We start from the raw sequence: 20,227 nt of genomic DNA on the forward strand, positions 1-20,227 counted from the left end.
GCCGGGCTCACCCGTCGCGTTGCTTCAGCTCGCTCCAGGCGGCATAGGTGCTGAGAAAGACCCGCCCCGTGATGTCGTCGAGGAAGTCGCTGTGCTTCAGCTGGTCCATCACCGGGCCCTTGACCTCGGCCAGGTGCAGGGTGACGCCGGAGTCCTTGAGGCGGGCGTTGATGGCATCCAGGCTCTCCAGCGCCGAGGCGTCGATGAGGTTGACCGCCGAGCAGATCAGCACCACGTGCTCGAGCTCCGGCCGGCTCGCCACCAGGGCGTAGACGGTGTCCTCGAGGTAGCGGGCATTGGCGAAGTAGAGGCTCTCGTCGATGCGCAGCAGGGCCACGTGACTGGCCGTTTCGGTGTCGTGTCGTTCCACGTTGCGAAAGTGCTCGGTGCCGGGGATGCGGCCGACCAGGGCGCTGTGGGGCCGGCTGGTGCGGTAGAGGAAGAGCGCGATGGAGAGCAGCACGCCGGCGACGATACCGGCCTCCACGCCCTCCACCAGGGTCAGCAGGATGGTCGCCGCCATGGCCGAGAAGTCGCTCCTCGAGTAGCGCCAGGTCTGGCGGATCATGGGGATGTCGACCAGCGTCAGGACCGCCACCGTGATGGTGGCGGCCAGGGTGGCGATCGGCAGCTGGTGCAGCAGGGGCGTCAGCGACAGGGTCACCAGGGCGATCCCCAGGGCCGCGAAGAAGCCTGCCATGGGCGTCTGGGCACCGGCCTCGAAGTTGATCACGGTCCGCGAGAGGCCCCCGGTCACCGGCATGCCGGCGGAGAAGGCCGCTGCCAGGTTGGCGCCCCCCAGGCCGATCAGCTCCTGGTTGGGCGAGATGCGCTGGCGGCGCTTGGCGGCGAGCATCTGCGCCATGGAGACCGACTCCACGAAGCCCACCAGGCTGATCAGCAGCGCCGGCACCAGCAGGGCGCGCCACAGCGAGGCATCGAAGCCCGGGAGGGTCAGCGGGGGCAGCCCGCGGGGGATGTCGCCCACCACCGCCACGCCGTGGCCGGCCAGGTCGAGACGCCAGGTGATCAGGGTGGTGACCACCACGGCGAGCACCGGGCCGGCCCTGGCCAGCAGGGCAGCGAAGGTCTCCGGCAGCTTCAGGGCGACCAGGGTCGCCTTGCCCTGCCGGCGCGCCCATATCAGGAAAAGCAGGCTGCCACTGCCGATGGCCAGCGTCGGCCAGTGGGTGTCGGCGAGGTTGCCGGCCAGGCTCAGCCCGAGCTCGGCCACGGTATAGCCGCTGGCCTCGATGCCGAGCAGGTGGGCCGCCTGGCTGGCGGCGATCAGGATGCCCGAGGCGGAGAGGAAGCCGGCGATCACCGGGTGGCTCAGGAAGTTGGTGAAGAAGCCCATCCGCATCAGCCCCATGAGGGTGAGCATGCCGCCCGAGAGCAGCGAGAGCACCAGGGCGGCCTGGAGGTACTCCGGCGTGCCCGGGGTGGCGACGCCGGCGAGGGCGGCGCCGGTCATCAGGGCGACGATCGCCACCGGTCCCACCGCCAGGGTGCTGCTGGTGCCGAGCAGGGTGTAGGCGAGCAGCGGCAGGATGCTGGCATAGAGGCCGACCACCGCGGGCAGGCCGGCGAGGATGGCATAGGCCAGCGACTGGGGGATCACCATGATGGTGACGATCGCCCCGGCCAGCAGGTCGGCACCGCACAATCGCCGGTTGTAGTGGGGCAGCCAGGTGAGGATCGGCAGGTAGCGCTTGAGCATCCGGTCTCGTCATCGTCGATGGGGCGTCCGGCCGCGAGGACCGGCGAATGGTCACCAGACTAAACGATATTGGTGGGCGGGTTGAGACTTGGTTAGCATCTTCCGGTGAAACATCCGGATCCACCCGAAACGATCCTCCCCGCCATCACATCTCGATAAGGACGCGCCATGAAGCCCGCAACCATTGCCCTGCACCACGGCTATGCCCCCGATGACCAGCATGCCGTGGCGGTGCCGATCCACCAGACCACCTCGTTCTCCTTCGACAGTGCCCAGCACGCCGCCGACCTGTTCGACCTCAAGGTCGAGGGGAACATCTATTCACGCATCATGAACCCCACCTGTGCGGTGCTCGAGCAGCGTGTCGCGGCCCTGGAGGGGGGTATTGCCGGCCTGGCGGTGGCCTCCGGGATGGCGGCGATCACCTATGCCATCCAGACCATCGCCGAGGCGGGCGACAACATCGTCTCGATCAGCGAACTCTATGGCGGCACCTACAACCTCTTCGCCCACACCCTGCCGCGGCAGGGGATCGAGGTGCGCTTCGCCGACAAGGACGACCTGGCCGGCATCGAGTCGCTCATCGATGCACGCACCAAGGCGGTGTTCTGCGAGAGCGTGGGCAACCCGTCCGGCAGCGTGGTGGACATGGCGAGGCTCGCCGAGGTGGCCCATCGCCACGGGGTGCCGGTGATCGTCGACAACACCGTGCCCACCCCGTTCCTGTGGCGGCCGATCGAGCACGGCGCCGACATCGTGATCCACTCCGCCACCAAGTACATCGGCGGCCACGGCACCACCGTGGGCGGGGTGATCGTCGACTCGGGCAAGTTTCCCTGGGCCGAGCATGCCGAGCGCTTCCCGCTGCTCAACGAGCCGGACGTCTCCTACCATGGCGTCTGCTACACGCGGGACCTGGGCGAGGCCGCCTTCATCGGCCGCGCCCGGGTGGTGCCGCTGCGCAACATGGGGGCCGCGCTCTCGGCGCAGGCGGCATGGAACCTGCTGCAGGGCCTGGAGACCCTGTCGCTGCGCATCGAACGCGTCTGCGACAACGCCCTCCGGGTGGCGGAGTACCTGGAAGGGCACCCCGCGGTGACCTGGGTCAAGTATGCCGGCCTGCCGAGCCACAAGGACCACGGCCTGGCTCGCGAGTACATGGGCGGGCGTGCCTCGGGCATCCTCAGCTTCGGCATCCAGGGTGGACGGGAGGCGGGCGCCCGCTTCTACGATGCGCTGGGCATGATCCTGCGACTGGTCAATATCGGCGATGCCAAGACCTGCTCGTCGATCCCGGCATCCACCACCCACCGCCAGCTCAACGACGAGGAGCTCGAGGCCGCCGGGGTGACGGCGGACATGGTGCGACTCTCCATCGGCATCGAGCACGTCGACGACATCCTCGAGGACCTGGAGCAGGCCCTGGCGGCCAGCCAGGCCTGAGACCTCCCGCTCGACAGCGCCGACGCCGGCGGCGCTGTCGCTTCGGGTACCCGAGGCCGGCGAGTATCGGCCGGCTCGGCGATACCTTGAGTGCGACCTTGGTGTGTCAGCCCAAAGTGCAGCACGCCCCGGTGCGGCAAGGCGTTATGCTCCGATCCTGAAGAGCGTTGCCAACAACAATACATCAACCACGACCGAGTCTTGCCTGCCATGCGTATCCTCATGCTTCCGGCCGCCCTGGTGTCGGCCACGGCGGCCCTCCTGTCGCTTTTCCTGCTGCGCGCCGATTGGCCGCTCTACCTTGCCCTGGGCCTCGCCTGGCTCTCCGGGGCGCTGTGCTTCATCCATGGAATGGCCGCCGTACACGGCGCCGATGCCGTGGCCCTCAGGGAGGGCAGGCTGCGCGGCTGGCTGCCCCCGGTGCGCGACTACCTGTCGCTGCGCCGCATGGCCCATGACCTGGTGGCGCGAGCCGGCAGCACGGCCATCGCCTCGGCCGAGGTGTCGCACCATGCCGACAGCATGGACCAGCGCCTGGGGCGCCAGGAGGGCGTGGTGCGCGAGGCCTCCTCGAGCATGAATGCCATCACCGCTGCCATCGAGCAGGTGGCCGGTGGCAGCGCCGAGCTGGCGTCGCTGGCCAGCCGCTCCCGCACCTCCAGTCACGAGAGTCACGCTGCGCTCTCCCGGGTGGTGGAGGACATGCAGGCTCTGGCCGAGCGCTCGCGCGAGGCGCTGGGCCTGCTCGCGGCGCTGGAGCAGAAGGCCGACAGCGTGCGCAGCGTCACCTCGTTGATCGAGGAGATCGCCGAGCAGACCAACCTGCTGTCGTTGAATGCCTCCATCGAGGCGGCGCGTGCCGGTGAACACGGCCGAGGCTTCGCCGTGGTCGCCGGGGAGGTGCGTGAACTTGCGCGGCGCACCTCGGAGGCGACACGCAGCGTGGAATCGCTGGTCGGGGATATCGGCGGCAGCAGTCATCAGGTCGTGGACACCATCGGTCACCTGATGGCGCGGGTGGGCGATCGCGCCGCCGAGATGCAGCAGGTGGGCGAGCAGCTGACGGCGATGACCGGTGACTTCGACAAGGTGGAGGGGGAGATCGCCGGCATCGCCGAGGCGATGGAGGATACCCGTCACCATAGCCATCGCGTCGCCGAGACCCTGTCATCCCTCGAGCACGAGGTGGACGAGGGGAACCGGGACATGCATGACCTGGCCGCCCAGGCCCGGGCGCTGATGGCCGCGGCGGAGGCCGTGGATGCCTCCCTGGCCCAGCAGCGCCTGGAGGGGCGCCACCAGCAGGTGTTCCGGGCGGCCCGGGAAGCGGCCGACCGGCTCGGGAGCCTGTTCGAGAAGGCCGTCCAGCGCGGCGAACTGTCCCCGGCGGCCCTCTTCGAGCCTCGCTACGAGCCCATGCCGGACACTCGGCCCCCGAAGTACCGTACCGGCTTCGACGACTTCACCGACCAGCACCTGCCGGCCATCCAGGAGCCCCTGCTGGAACGCCTCGGGCTCGCCTACGCCATCGGCTGCGATCGCAACGGCTATGTGCCGACCCACAACCTGAAGGTCAGTCAGCCGCCCAGCGGCGACCCCGAGCACGACCTCGCGTACAGTCGCAGCAAGCGGATCTTCGACGATCCCACCGGGCGACGCTGCGGCGCCCATCAGGACACGCTGCTGCTGCAGACCTACAAGCGCGACACCGGCGAGATCATGCACGACCTGTCGGTACCGGTGTTCGTCAATGGCCGCCACTGGGGAGGCTTTCGCATCGGCTACCAGCCGGAAGCGGGTGCCGCCTGAATCAGCGGTAGCCCGCCATGAAGCGGCGATCCAGCCAGCGCTTCCAGTGCAGTGCCAGGCGCCCGCCCCACCAGTGCTGCCCCCGGATCGCCAGGCCCAGGCCCCCGCCGAGGTCCAGGATCGCCAGGGCCCGCGGCTGGGGCTCGTACGCCGCGAGCGGCTGCCCCGCGAGTCGCGCCGCCAGGTTGCCGAGCAGCACCGGGGCCTGGCGTACGCCGTAGACCCCGAGCCTCGGCAACCGGTGGTCGACCATGGCGGCGCAATCGCCGGCAGCGAAGATGTCCCGGTCGCCGCTGCTCTGCAGGGTCGCCTCCACCGCCAGTCCGCGTCCGGGAAGCGTCGGCAGGCCCAGGCGCTCGATCACCTCCGGGGCGACCAGGCCACCGGCATGGATCACGTGATCGGCCTCGACCAGGCCCAGGCTGTCCTCCCCGAACAGCGTCTCGTCGCTGCGGACCAGGGCGCCGCCGGTGGCGTGACCGGTGACACGGGTCGCCGTGATCACCCGGATGCCCCGGCTGGCCAGCAGGCGCGCCAGCCAGCGGCTGGCACCGCGAGGGGCATCCTCGAGCAGCCGCTCGCCGCGGGTCACCAGGGTGATCGAGCAGCGGCCGCCGTGGCGTCGCGCGAGGGCGTGGAGGTTGCAGGCCACCTCCACGCCGCTGGCACCACCGCCCACCACGACCAGCCGTGGGTCGGCACCGCGCTGGAACTCGGCTTCGAGGTGCCGGCGCAGCGCCACCAGGCAGGGGATCGGCTTGATGCCCCAGACCCGTGGGCCGGGATGACGGACCGGGGGGATCGGGGTACGCGAGCCGAGATTGAGCGAGAGCAGGTCGAAGGGAAGGGTGCGGCCATCGGCGAGTATCGCCCGCCGACCCGCGAGGTCGAGGTCGGCCAGGCGCCCGCGCAGTGCCCGGACGCCGTGGCGCCTGGCCAGCCGTGCCGGGTCGAGACGATCCTCGACCGGCGAGAGTCGCCCTCCCAGCACGCCATTGGCCATGCCCGAGTACCAGAACCCCCCGGGGTCGACGAGGGTCACCGCGATGTCGCCGAGGCGGTGGCGCTGGCTCATCACGTGGAGGTGGGCATGGCCCGCACCCACCAGCAGCAGCTGACGAGACGGCGGAACCGCGGGCGAGTCGTGGGCGTGGGGCATGGCCGGATGGTAGCCGAATGGCGGGAGCGGGGCGAGTCCCGGCTGACATGCCGGCAGCTCCGCAGGGTTGACGGGACACCGGTGCTGGGATGAGATGTGGGTCGCAGGGATGCCAGGCGCCGGGAACAACAAACAATGCATAGAGTGGTCAATGACGCGTGTCGGCGGTGGTGTGCCGCCGGGCTCCGGGGATGGCTTGGCCATGCGGCCCCGGTGCGGGGAGTGCTGTTCGGCCTGCTGCTGTTGCCGTCGATGGCGTCGGCGGACGCGCCGGTCCAGGCACCCGAGCCCCTCCGGGAGGCGACCATCCAGGTGCTGGCCTCCTATCACCAGGGCAACCCCTGGACCGATGAGCTGGTCGGCCGCGTCGGCGAGGCGGTGGCGCGGCTCGACATCCCCGGCGGTCTCGCCGTCGACTACCTGGATGCGCGGCGACTGCAGGAGCACGAGGCCTTCGAGCTGCAGCTCAGCCGACTCGCCGGTCGCCGCGCGGTCACCCCGGCGGATCGCCTGCTGCTGCTCGACGATGCGGCCCTGCGCTTCTACCTGGACCATCGGGTGGCGCTCGGCGACCCGCCCATGGTGGTGGCGCTCGGGATCAACGACCCCGAGCTGCGCAGCCGGGCCATCGAGCGTGACGTGCGCCTGATCGTGAGCCGTCCTGTCGAGCGGCAGTCGCTCGCCTTTCTCGCCGAGATCTTCGGTGCGCCCCTGCCGCTTCTCGTGCTGGGCGACCGCACGCCGGTCGGCGAGAACCTCACCAACGACTTCCTGTCGACCCTTGCCCGGTTCGATCGGGCAAGCTTGGTGGACGTGCTGTGGGACTGGGATCCCGCCGGGGTCCGAACGGCCCTGGCCGCAGCCCCCGCGGGGACCCGGGTCTACCTGGTCGAGGGCCAGACCACGGGTGCCGCCGATCTCGACGCCGAGGCCCGCCAGTGGCTGCCCGAACTCGCCGATGACGGCATCCCGGTGTTCTGCCACCTGCCGTACCAGGTCTCCCTCGGCTGCGCGGGCGGGGCCCTCCTCGATACCCGGCGCCTGGGGCGCCTCGCCGTCGAGAGCCTGCTCAGTCCCGCCTTCGAACGGCTGCCGAGGGTCCAGGAGGTCGGCTCGGGCCGGCAGGTCCTGAATGCCGCCTTCCACCGCCGGCTCCCGTCGGGGCTCAGGGAGGACGTCGAATGGCTCGAGCTGGATGGCGCCATTGCCGGTGCCGACAGTCGATTCCGACGGCTGTGGTGGGGCGCGGGCTGGCTGGGTGTCGCGCTGGTGGCGATCATCCTGCTGCTGGCCTGGTCGCGTCGCCGGGGTCGCCAGCAGCAGCAACGGCTGATGATGGACAGTGTCACCGGCCTGCCCACGCGCCAGGCCCTGGAGGCCGGCTTCACCAACCACGAGGTGGGCCGGGACGGCTGGCTCTTCGAACTGCTGTCACCGGGGCTGCGCGAGTATCGACAGCGGATCGGGCTGGTCGATGCCCAGGCACTGTTTCGCGAGCAGTTGCGCATGATGCGCGACTACCTGCCCCGGGGCTGGCGGCTGCATGCCGGATCCGACTTCGGGCTGATCGGGGTGATTCCCGAGGCGCAGGGAGGCAGCGGCGAGGGGGATTTCAACACCTTCATGGCCAGGCTCGACATGGCCCTGGCCGCTCAGTCCACACGCAAGCTCTCCTGGCATGCCAGCCTGCTGCGCCTGGGCGGTCACGATGCCGACCTCGCCCAGTGCTGTGCGGCGCTGGACGACGGCCTGCTGCGCCTCGAGCGCCAGGGGTGGCGCCAGCCCGTGATCCGGGTCGAGCCCCTCGACCGCGACACGGCCACCCGCTTCCAGCGCCTCTCTCGCGACCTCGAGCGCCTCATCGATGCCCCCGGGGCGGAGTGGCGGCTGATGGTGCAACCCAAGGTCTCGCCCTTCGATGGCCGACTGGCCGGCGCCGAGATGCTGATCCGCTGGGAGCACCCCGAACTCGGTGCCATCTCGCCGGGCGAGTTTCTGCCCATCACCGAGATCCTGGGGATCTCGGCGCGGCTCGACAGCTGGGTGATGTGCCGAAGCCTGGAGTGGTATGCCCGGCATCGTCGGCAGCTGTCGTCGCTCCCTCACCTGGCCTTCAACGTCAACCTGGCCACCCTGGCCGGCAGTGACTTCCATGGCGCCCTCGCCGAACGCATCGCCGACCTGGCACTCGCCCCCGGAGCGCTGGAACTCGAGATCACCGAGCATGCCGACTTCAGTGACCTGGAGAGCGTCGAGGTGGTGCTCGGCAAGCTGCGGCGCCTCGGCGTCCGCCTGGCACTGGATGACTTCGGTACCGGCCGCACCGCCTTCCAGCTGCTGCAGCGCCTGCCGCTGACCAGCGTCAAGCTGGATCGCTCGCTGCTCCAGGCCGCCGGTCGCCATGGCCGGGCCCTGGATGCCTACGCCGCCATGGTGCGATTCTGCGACCAGCTCGGGCTGGCCGTGGTGGCCGAGGGGGTGGAGACCCGCGATGAGGCCCACTGGCTGATGTCGCTGGGCATCCAGGAGGTCCAGGGCTTCCTCTATGCCCGGCCGATGGAGCTCGACGACTTCCTGGTCCGCTATGGGCGCGGCGGCGGCGAGTGAGGCCGGCGCTGCTCACTCCGCGACGGCGGGGGACCGCGGGCGCGATTGCCAGGCCGACCATGAGTAGAGCGCCAGCCCCGTCCAGATCAGCAGGAAGGTGCCGAGCTGCACCGTCGAGAGCGGTTCGCGGAAGACCAGCAGGGCGATGAAGAACTGGATGGTGGGGTTGATGTACATCAGGAACCCCAGGGTAGCCAGGCGCAGGCGACGTGCCGCCCCGGCAAAGGCGAGCAGCGGCAGCGCGGTGATGACGCCGCTGGCGACCAGCAGCAGGCTGATCTCGATGTCTCCTGGGAAGTGGGAGAGTCCCGCCTGGCCCAGCCAGGACAGGGCCAGGAGCCCCAGCGGCAGCAGCAGCAGGGTCTCGACGAACAGTCCCGAGAGGCCGTCCAGGGGCACCTGCTTGCGCAGCAGGCCATAGGTGCCGAAGGAGAACGCCAGGGCCAGGCTGATCCAGGGCAGCTCCCCGAGGAGCCCCAGCTGGATGACGATGGCCAGGGCGGCCAGCCCCACGGCGACCGCCTGGAGACGGTGCATCGCCTCGCGCAGCACCAGCATGCCCAGTGCCACGTTGACCAGCGGGGTCATGAAGTAGCCCAGGCTCGCCTGGAGCACGTGTCGGGTCTCCACGGCATAGATGTAGAGCCCCCAGTTCAGCGCGATCAGCAGGGCACAGCCGAGTACCCGGCCGAGTCGGCGAGGCTGGCGCAGGGCCTGGTGGATGGGGGCCCAGCGGCCGAGCAGGGTGACCAGGCCCACCAGGAAGACGCAGGACCAGATCACCCGGTGGATCAATACCTCGAACGCCGGCACGCCCTCGAACAGCGCGAAGAACAGGGGAAAGCAGCCCCACAGGATGTAGGCGGTCAGCCCGAAGGTCACGCCCTTGCCGGTTTCGTGGGCGGGATGGGAGATGGCGGACATGCAGGCCTCGTCGGGAAAAAAGCATCAACTTAGCAGGCTATTGGCATGACCGCCATGCCGGACGCCTGCCGGCTGACGTCGGGCCACCTCTGGGTTACGCTGACGCCATGCCACTTCACCTGGACGGGAGTCCCCGCATGAGCGAATTGAGAACGACCCTGGTGCAGTGCGACCTGCGCTGGGAAGACCCCCACGCCAACTGCCGGATGCTGGAAGAGACCCTTGGCGACTCGGGGGGCGACGACACCGACCTGATCGTGCTGCCCGAGATGTTCGCCACCGGCTTCACCATGAACTCCCGGGAGATGGCCGAGCCCATGGAGGAGAGTGCCACCGTGGCCTGGCTGAGGGATCAGGCGCGTCGACGGGGCTGTGTCATCACCGGCAGCGTCGCGGTGGTGGAGAACGGCGACTATTTCAACCGGCTGGTCTGGGCGCGTCCCGACGGCAGCCTGGTGCACTACGACAAGCGTCACCTGTTTCGCATGGCCGGCGAGCACGAGCGCTATGCCATGGGCCACGAGCGGGTGATCGTCGAGCTGAAGGGATTCCGCATCCTGCTCAGCGTCTGCTATGACCTGCGGTTTCCCGTCTGGCTGCGCCAGCAGCCGGCCCCGGACGAGCATTTCGAATACGATGCGCTGCTCTGCGTGGCCAACTGGCCGGCCCCCCGGCGTCACCCCTGGCGGATCCTCCTGCAGGCCCGAGCCATCGAGAACCTCTGCCCGGTGATCGGCGTGAATCGGGTCGGCGAGGATGCCAAGGGGCTGGCCTATGCCGGCGACTCCATGCTGGTCGATGCCAAGGGCGAGGCAGTGATCGACGAGCCGAGGGACGTCCCCTTCATGAAGACCGGCACGCTCTCGCTGGAGGAGCTGCATGCCTTTCGCGAGAAATTCCCCGCCTGGCGCGATGCCGACCACTTCGGCCTCGCCGACGGGGTCGGCTTCTGATGCGGCTGGATCGATTCCTCTGTGAAACCACGGACCTGACCCGCAGCCTGGCCAAGAAGGCCATGCACCGCGGCGAGGTGAGCGTCGACGGCGAGGTCATCACCAACCCCGCCACCCAGGTCGACGAGCGCCATGTGGTGACCTGGCACGGCGAGCCCCTCGCCCTGGTGGGGTTGCGCTACGTGATGCTGAACAAGCCGGCAGGGGTGGAGTGCAGTGCCCGGCGTGGCCTCTATCCCCTGGTCAGGGAACTGATCGACCTGCCGCATCCCGAGCGTCTGCAGACGGTGGGCCGCCTGGACGTCGATACCACCGGCCTGGTGCTGCTCACCGACGACGGCCAATGGTCTCATCGCGTTACCTCGCCGAAGCGGCGCTGCGGCAAGGTCTATCGGGTGACACTGGCCGAGCCCCTCGAGGGGCAGGCGCTCGAGCGCGCCATCGAGGGCTTCGCCGAGGGACTCCTGCTCGAGGGCGAGGAGAAGCCGACCCGTCCTGCCGAGCTGGTCATGCGCTCGGCCACCGAGGCGGAGCTGACCCTCCACGAGGGGAAGTACCATCAGGTGAAACGGATGTTCGCGGCCATCGGCAACCATGTCACGGCGTTGCATCGCGAGTCGATCGGACCGCTGGCGCTGGGGGAGCTCGCCGAAGGGGACTGGCGGGAACTGTCCGCGGACGAGATCGCCGCCTTCTGAGGCCGCTCACTCCAGCGTCCAGGTCTCGCTGCGATCGCGTCCCCGGTGCTTGGCCCGGTAGAGTGCCCTGTCGGCGAGCCGGGTCAGCGCCAGGGGATCATCGCCGTGCTCCGGAAAGGCCGCGACGCCGCAGGAGAGGGTGATGGCATCGAGCTCGCGGTCGCGATGGCGGAACCGATAGCCACGGATTCCCCGAAGCAGCCGCTGGACCCGCGCCTCGGCCTCGGCGGCGGTGGCGCCGGGCACGATCACCACGAACTCCTCTCCCCCCAGCCGGCAGACCACATCGGCATCACGAAAGTGTTCGCGCAGCAGTCCGCCCACCGCGGCGAGCACCGCATCTCCCGCCTCGTGGCCATGCTGGTCGTTGAAGTGCTTGAAGTGGTCGATATCGATCATGGCCAGGGCCATGGGCGAACGGTTGCGCCTCGCCCGGGCGGCCTCATGTTGCAGCATCTCATCGAAGTGGCGCCGGTTCTTCAGGCCCGTCAGGGAATCCTCGTAGGAGAGCCCCTCGAGCTTCTGCACCAGCCGGCCCAGTTCGTCGGTGCGATCGGCCACCTGCTGCTCGAGCGAGGCGTTGAGGCGGTCGAGCTCCCGTCGGGTGCGACGGTAGTGCCACAGCGAGATGCTGACGAGCGCCAGGGAGAATCCCAGGATGCCCAGGCTCAGGGGGATCGCGCGCCACTCCACGATGCCGTGGGCGACCAGCATGTCGGCGATCAGCAGGGGCGCGAACAGCACGAAGCTGACTACCACCAGGCGCTGTTCATGACTCAGCCGCGGGAAGCGACACAGGGCCAGCAGGAGCATCAGCGGCAGCGTGAACGCGAGCAGTGCATCGAAGGCCGGAAAGGTCAGCGAAAGGCTGATCACGCCGGCCTGGACCAGGCCGATGGCGCCGACGAGGTAGGCCAGGTGCAGCTGCCAGAGGCGCCCGATCCAGCGTTGGGGGCCTCCATCGAGCCAGCAGGCCAGCAGGATCCCCATGGCCACCGGCAGGGTGTAGTAGCTGGCCGCACGCAGGGTATCCCAGGTGAGGGCATACGGGTACAGCAGCTGGCGTACCGGCGTCTCGGCCAGCAGCATGGCGCCCGAGGCGAAGGCGAACAGGGTCAGGCCGCCGAAGGCGCGGCGGTCCGGTCCCAGCAGGGCGAAAATTCCCGCCAGCACGGCCAGCAGCAGCACGAAGGCGCCGACCGCGAGGTCCTTGATCGAGCGCTGGATCACCCGTGTCAGCAGGTCGATGCGATCCATGACCTGGACCTCGCCCCACAGCCCGATGTCGGTGTAGTAGGAGTAGACCCGGACATGCAGGGGCTTCCCGGCAAAGTCCTCGGGCAGCTCGATCATGTGCCAGGGCCAGCCGGCGAACTCCCCCTGGCCCCGCTCGTCGAACTCGCCGTACTGGTAGAGCAGTTCCCCGTCCAGGTAGACCTGGCCGATCAGGTCGATGCTGGTGATGTAGAGCACCGGGTCGCGCCACTCGCCGGACGGCAGGGTGGTGCGGAACCAGGCATGGCGGCGACCCTCGCGACCCGGCGGGTTGGAGGGGAAGTCGATGGCCTGCCAGCCGCCTTCGATGCCCTCCAGCCAGGCAGGGCTGCCGTCCGGTGCCGACGGGGAGTCTCCCCAGCGATATTCCCAGCCCGCGTCCACTGCCATGGGCGGCGGGGAGGCCAGGGCGCCGGAACCGGCGAGCAGCGACAGCTGGAGAGACCACAGCAGGGCGAGTAGGCAGCGCATCGAGGTTCACCGGGCGAGAAACCAGGCGAGTATAAGCCAGACCGCACTTTCCGGATGTCACGTTTCGTTGACGATCGCCCCTGCGGGCCCAGGCGGAGGTATCCGCGCGTCTTATACCGTTATCTTTCATTCCTCCCAAACCCAGGCAAAAATCGGTGCGAGCGTTCGGCAGACGCGGCAGGAGGGCGCTCAGGCGCCCTCGGCCGGACCCGGCGCGGCCGATAGTCCCGCCGCGGCAACCAGGGCACGGGTGTACTCGCTGCGCGGCTGCTCCAGCACCTCCAGGCACTCCCCCTGTTCCACGACCTCGCCATCCTTGAGCACCATCACGCGATGGGCCATCGCGCGGATCACCGCCAGGTCGTGGCTGATGAACAGGTAACTGAGCCCGCGCCGCTCCTGCAGGTCGCGAAGCAACTCGACCAGCTGCTTCTGCACCGTGCGATCGAGGGCCGAGGTGGGTTCATCGAGCACCACCACCTCGGGTTCGAGGATGATGGCGCGCGCCACCGCGATGCGCTGGCGCTGGCCGCCGGAGAACTCGTGGGGATAGCGCGAGGCGCAGTCCAGCGGCAGGTCGACCTCCGCGAGCGCGGCCTGGACGCGGCGAGCCACCTCGTCCTCGGCGAGTTCCGGGTAGTGGAAGCGCAGTCCCTCGCTGATGATCTCGGAGACCGGCAGGCGGGGCGACAGCGAGCCGTAGGGGTCCTGGAAGACCACCTGGAAGCGTCGTCGCTGTCGCCGCAGGTCATTGCCGGTGAGCCGATCGAGGCGGGCCTCGTCGAAGCGGATCTCGCCCTCGCTGGCGGTCAGGCGCAGCAGGGCCAGGGCCAGGGTGGTCTTGCCGGAGCCGGATTCGCCGACGATCCCCAGTGTCTCGCCGCGGGCCAGGCTGAGGGACAGGGGATGCACGGCGACGAAGGGCTCGGGTCGGCGGGCGAAGAGTCGTTTCGGGCGCTGGAAGGCCACGCGCAACCGGGTGGCATCCAGCAGCGGCTGTCGGGAAGCCGGTGTCACCGGACGCCCTCGCGGTTCGGCATCGAGCAGGGTGCGGGTGTATGCGCTGCCCGGCGTGCGGAAGACCTCGCCCACCGGCCCGGTCTCCTGCTCACGGCCCTGGTAGAGGACGCAGACCCGATCGGCATGATGGCGCACCAGGTTGAGGTCGTGGGTGATGAACAGCATGCCCATGCCGTGGCGATCGCGCAGCTCGGCGAGCAGGGCGAGGATCTCCTTCTGCACGGTCACGTCCAGCGCGGTGGTCGGCTCGTCGGCGATCAGCAGTTCAGGGTCGTTGGCGATGGCCATGGCGATCATGACCCGCTGGCGCTGCCCGCCGGAGAGCTGGTGGGGCCAGGCATCGAGCAGTTCGTCGGGGCGCGGCAGCCTGACCTGCTCGAGCAGGGCCCGGGCCCGCGCCCTGGCGGACCTGCCCGTCAGCCCCTGATGCAGTCGCAGCGTCTCGCCGATCTGCTTGGCCACCGTATGCAAGGGGTTGAGCGAGGTCATCGGTTCCTGGAAGACGAATCCCACGCGGCCACCGCGAAGCCCCTGCCAGTCCCGCCGCCTGAGGCCTGCCAGGTCGGTGTCACCCAGCCAGCGTCCCCCCGCGACCCGGGCATTGTCGGGCAGCAGGTTCATGGCCCCGAGCGCACTGACCGACTTGCCGGAGCCGGATTCTCCCACCAGGGCGAGGGTCTCGCCGCGGCGGACCTCCAGCGAGAGGCGGTCGACCACCACCGCATCGTCGAAGGCGATGCTCAGTTCCTCGAGGCGCAGCAGGGTGTCAGGCATGGGGCGGAGTCCTCGGCGTCGGGGTGCTGGGGGCGGCGTACTGGATATGGCGCGGGTCGAAGGCATCGCGCAGCCCCTCGCCGATGAACACCAGCAGCGAGAGCATCAACGACAGGCTGATGAAGGCGGTCATGCCCAGCCAGGGGGCGTGGAGGTTGTTCTTGCCCTGGGCGACGAGTTCGCCCAGCGACGGCGAGCCCGGCGGCAGGCCGAAGCCGAGGAAGTCCAGGGCGGTCAGGGTGGTGATCGCCCCGGTGAACAGGAAGGGGATGAAGGTGAGGGTGGCGACCATGGCGTTGGGCAGCACGTGGCGCCACATGATCAGCCGCGGCGTCAGCCCCATGGCCTTGGCGGCACGCACGTACTCCAGGTTACGCGCGCGCAGGAACTCGGCGCGCACCACGTCGACCAGGCCCAGCCACGAGAACAGCAGCATGATGCCCAGCAGCCACCAGAAGCCGGGCTGCACGAAGCTGGCCAGGATGATCAGCAGGAAGAGCACCGGGAGTCCCGACCAGATCTCGGTGAGGCGCTGGCCGATCAGGTCGGTCTTGCCGCCGAAGTAGCCCTGGATGCCGCCGATGAACACGCCCATCACCAGGGAGCCGGCGGTGAGCACCAGGGCGAAGGCCACCGAGAGGCGGAAGCCGTAGATGACACGGGCCAGGACGTCGCGGCCCTGGTCGTCGGTGCCCAGCCAGTGACGGCCATCCGGCGGGGCCGGCGACGGCTGCATCATCTGCATGTCCAGGGTCTGGTAGGAGAACGGGATGGGGGGCCAGAGCGCCCAGCCCCGCGCGTCGATCTGCGCCAGGACGAAGGGGTCGTGGTAGTCCGTCCGGGTGGGCAGGAAGCCGCCGAACTCGGTTTCCGGGTAGTCGACCAGCAACGGCACATACCACTGGCCGTCGAGCTGCATGACGATCGGCTTGTCGTTGGCGATCAGCTCAGCGGCCAGGCTCAGGCCGAACAGTGCCAGGAATATCCACAGTGACACCCAGGCCCGCCGGTTGTGGCGGAACACCGCCAGTCGCCGACGGCCAATGGGGGACAGCCTTGAGGTCAGGTCCATGGGCTCAGGACTCCCGGGTCTCGAAATCGATGCGCGGGTCGACCCACACGTAGGTGAGGTCGGAGATCAGCTTCAGGATCAGGCCGATCAGGGTGTAGAGGTAGAGGGTGCCGAAGATCACCGGGTAGTCGCGCTGCATCACCGCCTCGAAGCCGAGCAGCCCCAGCCCCTCCAGCGAGAAGATGACCTCGATGAGCAGCGAGCCGGTGAAGAAGATGGTCACCAGCGCCCCGGGCAGGCCGGCGATGATGATCAGCATGGCGTTGCGGAACACGTGGCCGTAGAGGGTCCGGCGGTCGCTCGCCCCCTTGGCCCGGGCGGTGAGCACGTACTGCTTGTGGATCTCGTCGAGGAAGCTGTTCTTGGTCAGCATGGTCAGGGTGGCGAAGCTGCCGATGGTCATGGCCACCACCGGCAGGGTGATGTGCCAGAAGTAGTCCTTGACCTTGCCCCAGGTCGACAGCTCGGCGAAGTCCGGCGAGGTCAAGCCGCGCAGCGGGAAGAGGTCCCAGTAGCTGCCGCCGGCGAACAGCACGATCAGCAGGATCGCGAACAGGAAGCCGGGAATGGCATAGCCGACGATCACCAGGCCCGAGGACCAGACGTCGAAGCGCGAGCCATGGTGCAGTGCCTTGCGGATGCCGAGTGGAATCGAGATCAGGTAGACCAGCAGGGTGGTCCAGAGGCCCAGCGAGATCGACACCGGCAGGCGCTCGATCATCAGTTCGACCACGGGGCGATCGCGGAAGAAGCTGTTGCCGAAGTCGAAGGTGGCATAGTCGCCGATCATGCCGAGGAAGCGCAGGTGGGCCGGCTGGTCGAAGCCGAACTGGGCCTCGAGCTGCTCGATGAAGCGCGGGTCGATGCCGCGGGCACCGCGGGACTCGTCGCGCACGACCACATCGCCGCCGCCGGCATCGAGACGGGTGCTGGCCATGCTGTCGATGCCCTCGAAGCGGGCCAGCATCTGGTCGATGGGGCCGCCGGGGGCGGCCTGCACGATGATGAAGTTGAGCAGCATGATCCCCAGCAGGGTCGGGATCATCAACAGCAGGCGGCGCAGGATGTAGCGGGTCACGGTGGGTCCTTGTCGGCAAGGGTGGCGTCAGCGACCGCGCAGGCGGCGATTGAGCTCGGCCTCGCGGTCGGCATCGACCCACCAGGCGGCGAGGTCCATGCCGTACTCGGGAAAGGGCTCGGGCCAGCCGAACTTGTCCCAGACCGCGATACGGGTCTCCCCGGAATGATACTGGGGAATCAGGTAGAAGCCCCACAGCAGCACGCGATCCAGGGCGCGGGTGATGGTGTTGAGCTCCTCGCGGCTGTCGGCGCGGATCAACCGTTCCACCAGCGCATCCACCACCGGGTTGGCCAGCCCCATGAGGTTGCGGCTCTGGGGCGTCTCGGCGAAGTCGCTGGTCCAGAATTCCCGCTGCTCGTTGCCGGGGTTGTTGGATTGCGGGAACTGGCCGATCACCATGTCGAAGTCGAAGCTGCGCAGGCGATTGAGGTACTGGTTGATGTCGACGATACGAATGCTGCCCTGCACGCCGAGGCGCGCCATGTTGCGCAGCATCGGCTGCACGACTCTCTCCATCCCGGTATCGAACATCAGCACCTCCAGGCTCAGTGGCCGGCCGGTCTCGCCGTGGACCAGCACGCCATCCTCGACCTCATAGCCGGCGGCGTGCAGCAGGTCCAGCGCCAGGCGCAGCCGTTCACGCAGGTCCCGGGGGTGGTCGATGGGCACCTCGGCCTCGAAGACCCGTTCGGGAAGGACCTCGCGGTAGGGCGCCAGCAGTTCGAGCTCGGCTTCGCTGGGCAGCCCGCGGGCGGCCATCTCGGAGTTCTGGAAGAAGCTCTCGGTACGCCGGTAGGTGTCGTAGAAGAGATTGGCGTTCAGCCAGGGGAAGTCGAAGGTCAAGGAGAGCGCCTCGCGCACCCTCGGGTCATCGAACTTGTCGCGCCGCAGGTTGAAGACGAAGGCCTGCATGGTGGCGGGCTGGCCGTCGGGCACGGTGATGCGCTTGACCAGGCCGTCGCGGTAGGCGGGGAAGTCATAGCCGATGGCCCAGGTGGCGGCGCGGGCATCGGTGCGGTAGTCCATGACACCGGCCTTGAAGGCCTCCCAGGCGATGTCGCGGTCGCGGTAGTAGTCGTGGATCAGGCGGTCGATGTTGTGTCGCCCGCGATTCACCGGCAGGTCGCGCCCCCAGTAGTCCTCGACCCGTTGATAGACGATGCGGCGGCCCGGCTCCACCTCGGCGATGCGGTAGGGCCCCGAGCCGGGATGCCGGGCCAGGGTGGGCGCGCTGAAGTCACGCTCCTGCCAGTAGTGCCTGGGCAGGATCGGCAGCTGGCCGACGATCAGCGGCAGTTCGCGGGAGTGATTGGTGGCGAACTCGAAGCGTACGGTCCGCTCATCGAGCGCTTCGACCCGCTCGACATCGGCGTAGTAGGCGCCGTAGAAGGGATTGCCCTGTTCGGTGAGCAGTTCGAAGCTGAACACCACGTCGGCGGCACTCACCGCTTCGCCATCGTGGAAGCGGGCCTCGGGACGCAGGTCGAACTCGATCCAGTGGCGATCCGGGTCGAGCCGGATGCCCTCGGCGAGCAGGCCGTAGACACTGAAGGGCTCGTCGGGATTGCCTTCGAGCAGGGTGTCGTAGATCTGCGAGATGCCGATGGCCGGCGTGCCGCGGATGATGAAGGGATTGGTGGAGTCGAAGCTCGAGCCGACGGCGGCACGGGTCATGGTGCCGCCCTTGGGGGCATCCGGCACCACATGGGGAAAGTGTTCGAAGTCCGGGGGGAGGGCCGGCTCGTCGTAGAGGGCCAGGCCGTGGACGGTGGGGACTTCATCGGCATCGGCAGCGAATGCCGCCGAACACAGCCAGCCGGTGGTCAGGGCGCTGAGCAGGAGACAGCGTATGGCGATCGACATCGATGACATCCTTGATCAGGTCCACTCCCCGGGTCGACCGGGGCGGGTTACCGGCATAAGGTGTCAGGCTGCTGCCACCTTGTAAACCTCCAGGATCGACGAGGTACGCTCAGCGGGAGGCCAGGCTGCGTTGCGGTATCTCCAGCACCTGTCCGGCGTGAATCACGTCACCGCTAAGGCCGTTGTGCTGGCGGATCTCGTTGACGCTCAAGCCATGCCGCGAGGCGATGGCCGACAGGTTGTCGCCGCTGCGCACCACGTAGCGGTCGTCACCCGTGGGGGCGCCACCGGGCGCGACAGGCGCCTCAAGCTGGGCGATCAGTGCTTCCTCGCGCTCTGCGGGAACCAGCAGCACCCGAGCGTGGACGGGGTTGGCGTTGCCGTTGATCAGCCCCGGGTTGAGCTCGGCCAGTGTCTCCCGGGAGACCCCGGCGAGGCGGGCGGCCTCGGACAGGTCGAGGGGGTGGGTGAGGGGGATCTTGGCGAAGGCCGGGGCGTCCTCGATCTCGGGAAGGGCGACCTGGTACGCGTCAGGATCGTTGATGATCGCGGCGATGGCCTTGAGCTTGGGCACGTAGTTCATCGTCTCGTTGGGCAGCCTGAGGCTCCAGTAGTCGCCTTGCTCGCCACGAGAGACGGCCGCATTCCTGGCCCGGTTCACGGTGCCGGCGCCGGCATTGTAGGCCGCCAGGGAGAGCTCGATGTCCCCCTCGTACCACTGCTCGGCCTGGAGTTCGATGTAGTCCAGTGCCGCCTTGGTCGAGCTGACCACGTCGAGCCGGCCGTCGTAGGCACCATTGCGGCGCAGGCCCAGGGCATCGGCGGTGCCCGGCATGAACTGCCAGAGCCCGGCGGCGCCACGGTGGCTGCGAGCCCGGGGGTCGAAGGAGCTCTCGACGAAGGGGATCAGGGCGATCTCGCCGGGCAGGTCGCGGGATTCGATCTGCTCGGTGATCCAGGTCAGCCAGGGGCGGGCCCGCTCGGTGATCTCGACGATATTCGCGGGATTGGCACGGTAGTGGTCGATCCACTGCCGAACCCGCGCGTTGTGGGGCACATCCTGCCACTGGAAGCTGTCGCGAAGGCGACTCCACGCGTCCCTCGGCTGGATCGCCAGGGCGTCCCAGAAGTGACCGCCGGCAGCGAAGCCGTGGCTGCGTGCCTCACTGCCGGTCGCCGACAGCGGCGAGGCCTGGGTGTAGGCGCCAGCGGCCATCAGGGAGCCGAGCAGCGCCAGGGTGCTGGTCAGTCCGAGAATCCGTCGACGTGTCGTGTGGTAGGTCATCTTGCCGTGGCCTCCTGGTCACAGGAGGGCCCGGCGATTGGCCGGGCCCGTCGGTATGCAACCGTCGCGTGTC

At 68.8% G+C, this 20,227-nt stretch carries 14 protein-coding genes; 5 read left to right on the top strand and 9 right to left on the bottom strand.

Annotated features, from left to right (window positions below):
* Positions 1 to 7: 7 nt before the first annotated feature.
* Positions 8 to 1,720: a SulP family inorganic anion transporter gene (locus tag ACOMD9_RS00350; RefSeq protein ID WP_421411404.1), complete on the bottom strand. Its 1,713-nt coding sequence runs from the start codon at positions 1,718 to 1,720 to the stop codon at positions 8 to 10.
* A 168-nt stretch (positions 1,721 to 1,888) separates the two neighbouring features.
* On the opposite strand from ACOMD9_RS00350, the gene ACOMD9_RS00355 reads away from it, so the two are divergent.
* Complete coding sequence (locus ACOMD9_RS00355; RefSeq protein WP_421411406.1) at positions 1,889 to 3,163, top strand: O-acetylhomoserine aminocarboxypropyltransferase/cysteine synthase family protein; 1,275 nt, start codon at positions 1,889 to 1,891, stop codon at positions 3,161 to 3,163.
* 210 nt (positions 3,164 to 3,373) lie between these two features.
* Positions 3,374 to 4,972 (top strand): methyl-accepting chemotaxis protein, encoded by a 1,599-nt coding sequence (locus ACOMD9_RS00360; protein WP_421411408.1) that lies wholly within the window; start codon positions 3,374 to 3,376, stop codon positions 4,970 to 4,972.
* A 1-nt stretch (position 4,973) separates the two neighbouring features.
* Here ACOMD9_RS00360 and ACOMD9_RS00365 read toward each other — a convergent pair whose 3' ends face one another.
* Positions 4,974 to 6,131 (bottom strand): NAD(P)/FAD-dependent oxidoreductase, encoded by a 1,158-nt coding sequence (locus tag ACOMD9_RS00365; RefSeq protein ID WP_421411410.1) that lies wholly within the window; start codon positions 6,129 to 6,131, stop codon positions 4,974 to 4,976.
* A 222-nt stretch (positions 6,132 to 6,353) separates the two neighbouring features.
* Here ACOMD9_RS00365 and ACOMD9_RS00370 point away from each other — a divergent pair, with 222 nt between their 5' ends.
* Positions 6,354 to 8,738 (top strand): EAL domain-containing protein, encoded by a 2,385-nt coding sequence (locus tag ACOMD9_RS00370; protein WP_421411412.1) that lies wholly within the window; start codon positions 6,354 to 6,356, stop codon positions 8,736 to 8,738.
* A gap of 12 nt (positions 8,739 to 8,750) precedes the next feature.
* Here ACOMD9_RS00370 and rarD read toward each other — a convergent pair whose 3' ends face one another.
* The gene (gene rarD, locus ACOMD9_RS00375; RefSeq protein WP_421411414.1) at positions 8,751 to 9,662 is read right to left on the bottom strand and encodes an EamA family transporter RarD; all 912 of its coding nucleotides are present in this window, start codon (positions 9,660 to 9,662) and stop codon (positions 8,751 to 8,753) included.
* Positions 9,663 to 9,799: 137 nt separating this feature from the next.
* Between rarD and ACOMD9_RS00380 the strand changes: the two genes are divergently transcribed.
* Positions 9,800 to 10,615, top strand: coding sequence for an amidohydrolase (locus ACOMD9_RS00380; protein WP_421411415.1), 816 nt, complete (start codon positions 9,800 to 9,802; stop codon positions 10,613 to 10,615).
* The gene (locus tag ACOMD9_RS00385; protein WP_421411417.1) at positions 10,615 to 11,313 is read left to right on the top strand and encodes a pseudouridine synthase; all 699 of its coding nucleotides are present in this window, start codon (positions 10,615 to 10,617) and stop codon (positions 11,311 to 11,313) included. The genes ACOMD9_RS00380 and ACOMD9_RS00385 overlap by 1 nt, the downstream gene beginning before the upstream one ends.
* 6 nt (positions 11,314 to 11,319) lie before the next feature.
* On the opposite strand, the gene ACOMD9_RS00390 is transcribed toward ACOMD9_RS00385, so the two are convergent.
* The 6 genes from ACOMD9_RS00390 to ACOMD9_RS00415 all read right to left on the bottom strand — a co-directional run bounded on the left by ACOMD9_RS00390 (position 11,320) and on the right by ACOMD9_RS00415 (position 20,154).
* Positions 11,320 to 13,059, bottom strand: coding sequence for a GGDEF domain-containing protein (locus tag ACOMD9_RS00390; protein WP_421411418.1), 1,740 nt, complete (start codon positions 13,057 to 13,059; stop codon positions 11,320 to 11,322).
* Between the two features lie 189 nt (positions 13,060 to 13,248).
* Entirely contained in the window at positions 13,249 to 14,853 is a 1,605-nt protein-coding gene (locus ACOMD9_RS00395; RefSeq protein WP_421411420.1) for an ABC transporter ATP-binding protein, read from the bottom strand.
* A complete protein-coding gene (locus ACOMD9_RS00400) occupies positions 14,846 to 15,925 on the bottom strand; it encodes an ABC transporter permease (RefSeq protein WP_421411422.1) in 1,080 nt (359 codons plus the stop codon). The genes ACOMD9_RS00395 and ACOMD9_RS00400 overlap by 8 nt, the downstream gene beginning before the upstream one ends.
* A 4-nt stretch (positions 15,926 to 15,929) precedes the next feature.
* The gene (locus ACOMD9_RS00405) at positions 15,930 to 17,003 is read right to left on the bottom strand and encodes a microcin C ABC transporter permease YejB (RefSeq protein ID WP_421411423.1); all 1,074 of its coding nucleotides are present in this window, start codon (positions 17,001 to 17,003) and stop codon (positions 15,930 to 15,932) included.
* A gap of 27 nt (positions 17,004 to 17,030) precedes the next feature.
* On the bottom strand, positions 17,031 to 18,869 hold the full coding sequence (locus tag ACOMD9_RS00410) for an extracellular solute-binding protein (protein WP_421411425.1): 1,839 nt from the start codon (positions 18,867 to 18,869) through the stop codon (positions 17,031 to 17,033).
* Positions 18,870 to 18,978: 109 nt separating this feature from the next.
* On the bottom strand, positions 18,979 to 20,154 hold the full coding sequence (locus ACOMD9_RS00415) for a transglycosylase SLT domain-containing protein (protein ID WP_421411427.1): 1,176 nt from the start codon (positions 20,152 to 20,154) through the stop codon (positions 18,979 to 18,981).
* Positions 20,155 to 20,227 lie beyond the last annotated feature (73 nt).

This window comes from Halomonas terrestris (assembly GCF_049166755.1).
GTDB lineage: Bacteria > Pseudomonadota > Gammaproteobacteria > Pseudomonadales > Halomonadaceae > Halomonas.

Coding starts and splice junctions, on each gene's coding strand:
- ACOMD9_RS00395 (WP_421411420.1), bottom strand. CDS start 14,853: ATGCCTGACACCCTGCTGCGCCTCGAGGAACTGAGCATCGCCTTCGAC.
- ACOMD9_RS00390 (WP_421411418.1), bottom strand. CDS start 13,059: ATGCGCTGCCTACTCGCCCTGCTGTGGTCTCTCCAGCTGTCGCTGCTC.
- ACOMD9_RS00410 (WP_421411425.1), bottom strand. CDS start 18,869: ATGTCGATCGCCATACGCTGTCTCCTGCTCAGCGCCCTGACCACCGGC.
- ACOMD9_RS00385 (WP_421411417.1), top strand. CDS start 10,615: ATGCGGCTGGATCGATTCCTCTGTGAAACCACGGACCTGACCCGCAGC.
- rarD (WP_421411414.1), bottom strand. CDS start 9,662: ATGTCCGCCATCTCCCATCCCGCCCACGAAACCGGCAAGGGCGTGACC.
- ACOMD9_RS00415 (WP_421411427.1), bottom strand. CDS start 20,154: ATGACCTACCACACGACACGTCGACGGATTCTCGGACTGACCAGCACC.
- ACOMD9_RS00360 (WP_421411408.1), top strand. CDS start 3,374: ATGCGTATCCTCATGCTTCCGGCCGCCCTGGTGTCGGCCACGGCGGCC.
- ACOMD9_RS00355 (WP_421411406.1), top strand. CDS start 1,889: ATGAAGCCCGCAACCATTGCCCTGCACCACGGCTATGCCCCCGATGAC.
- ACOMD9_RS00365 (WP_421411410.1), bottom strand. CDS start 6,131: ATGCCCCACGCCCACGACTCGCCCGCGGTTCCGCCGTCTCGTCAGCTG.
- ACOMD9_RS00350 (WP_421411404.1), bottom strand. CDS start 1,720: ATGCTCAAGCGCTACCTGCCGATCCTCACCTGGCTGCCCCACTACAAC.
- ACOMD9_RS00400 (WP_421411422.1), bottom strand. CDS start 15,925: ATGGACCTGACCTCAAGGCTGTCCCCCATTGGCCGTCGGCGACTGGCG.
- ACOMD9_RS00380 (WP_421411415.1), top strand. CDS start 9,800: ATGAGCGAATTGAGAACGACCCTGGTGCAGTGCGACCTGCGCTGGGAA.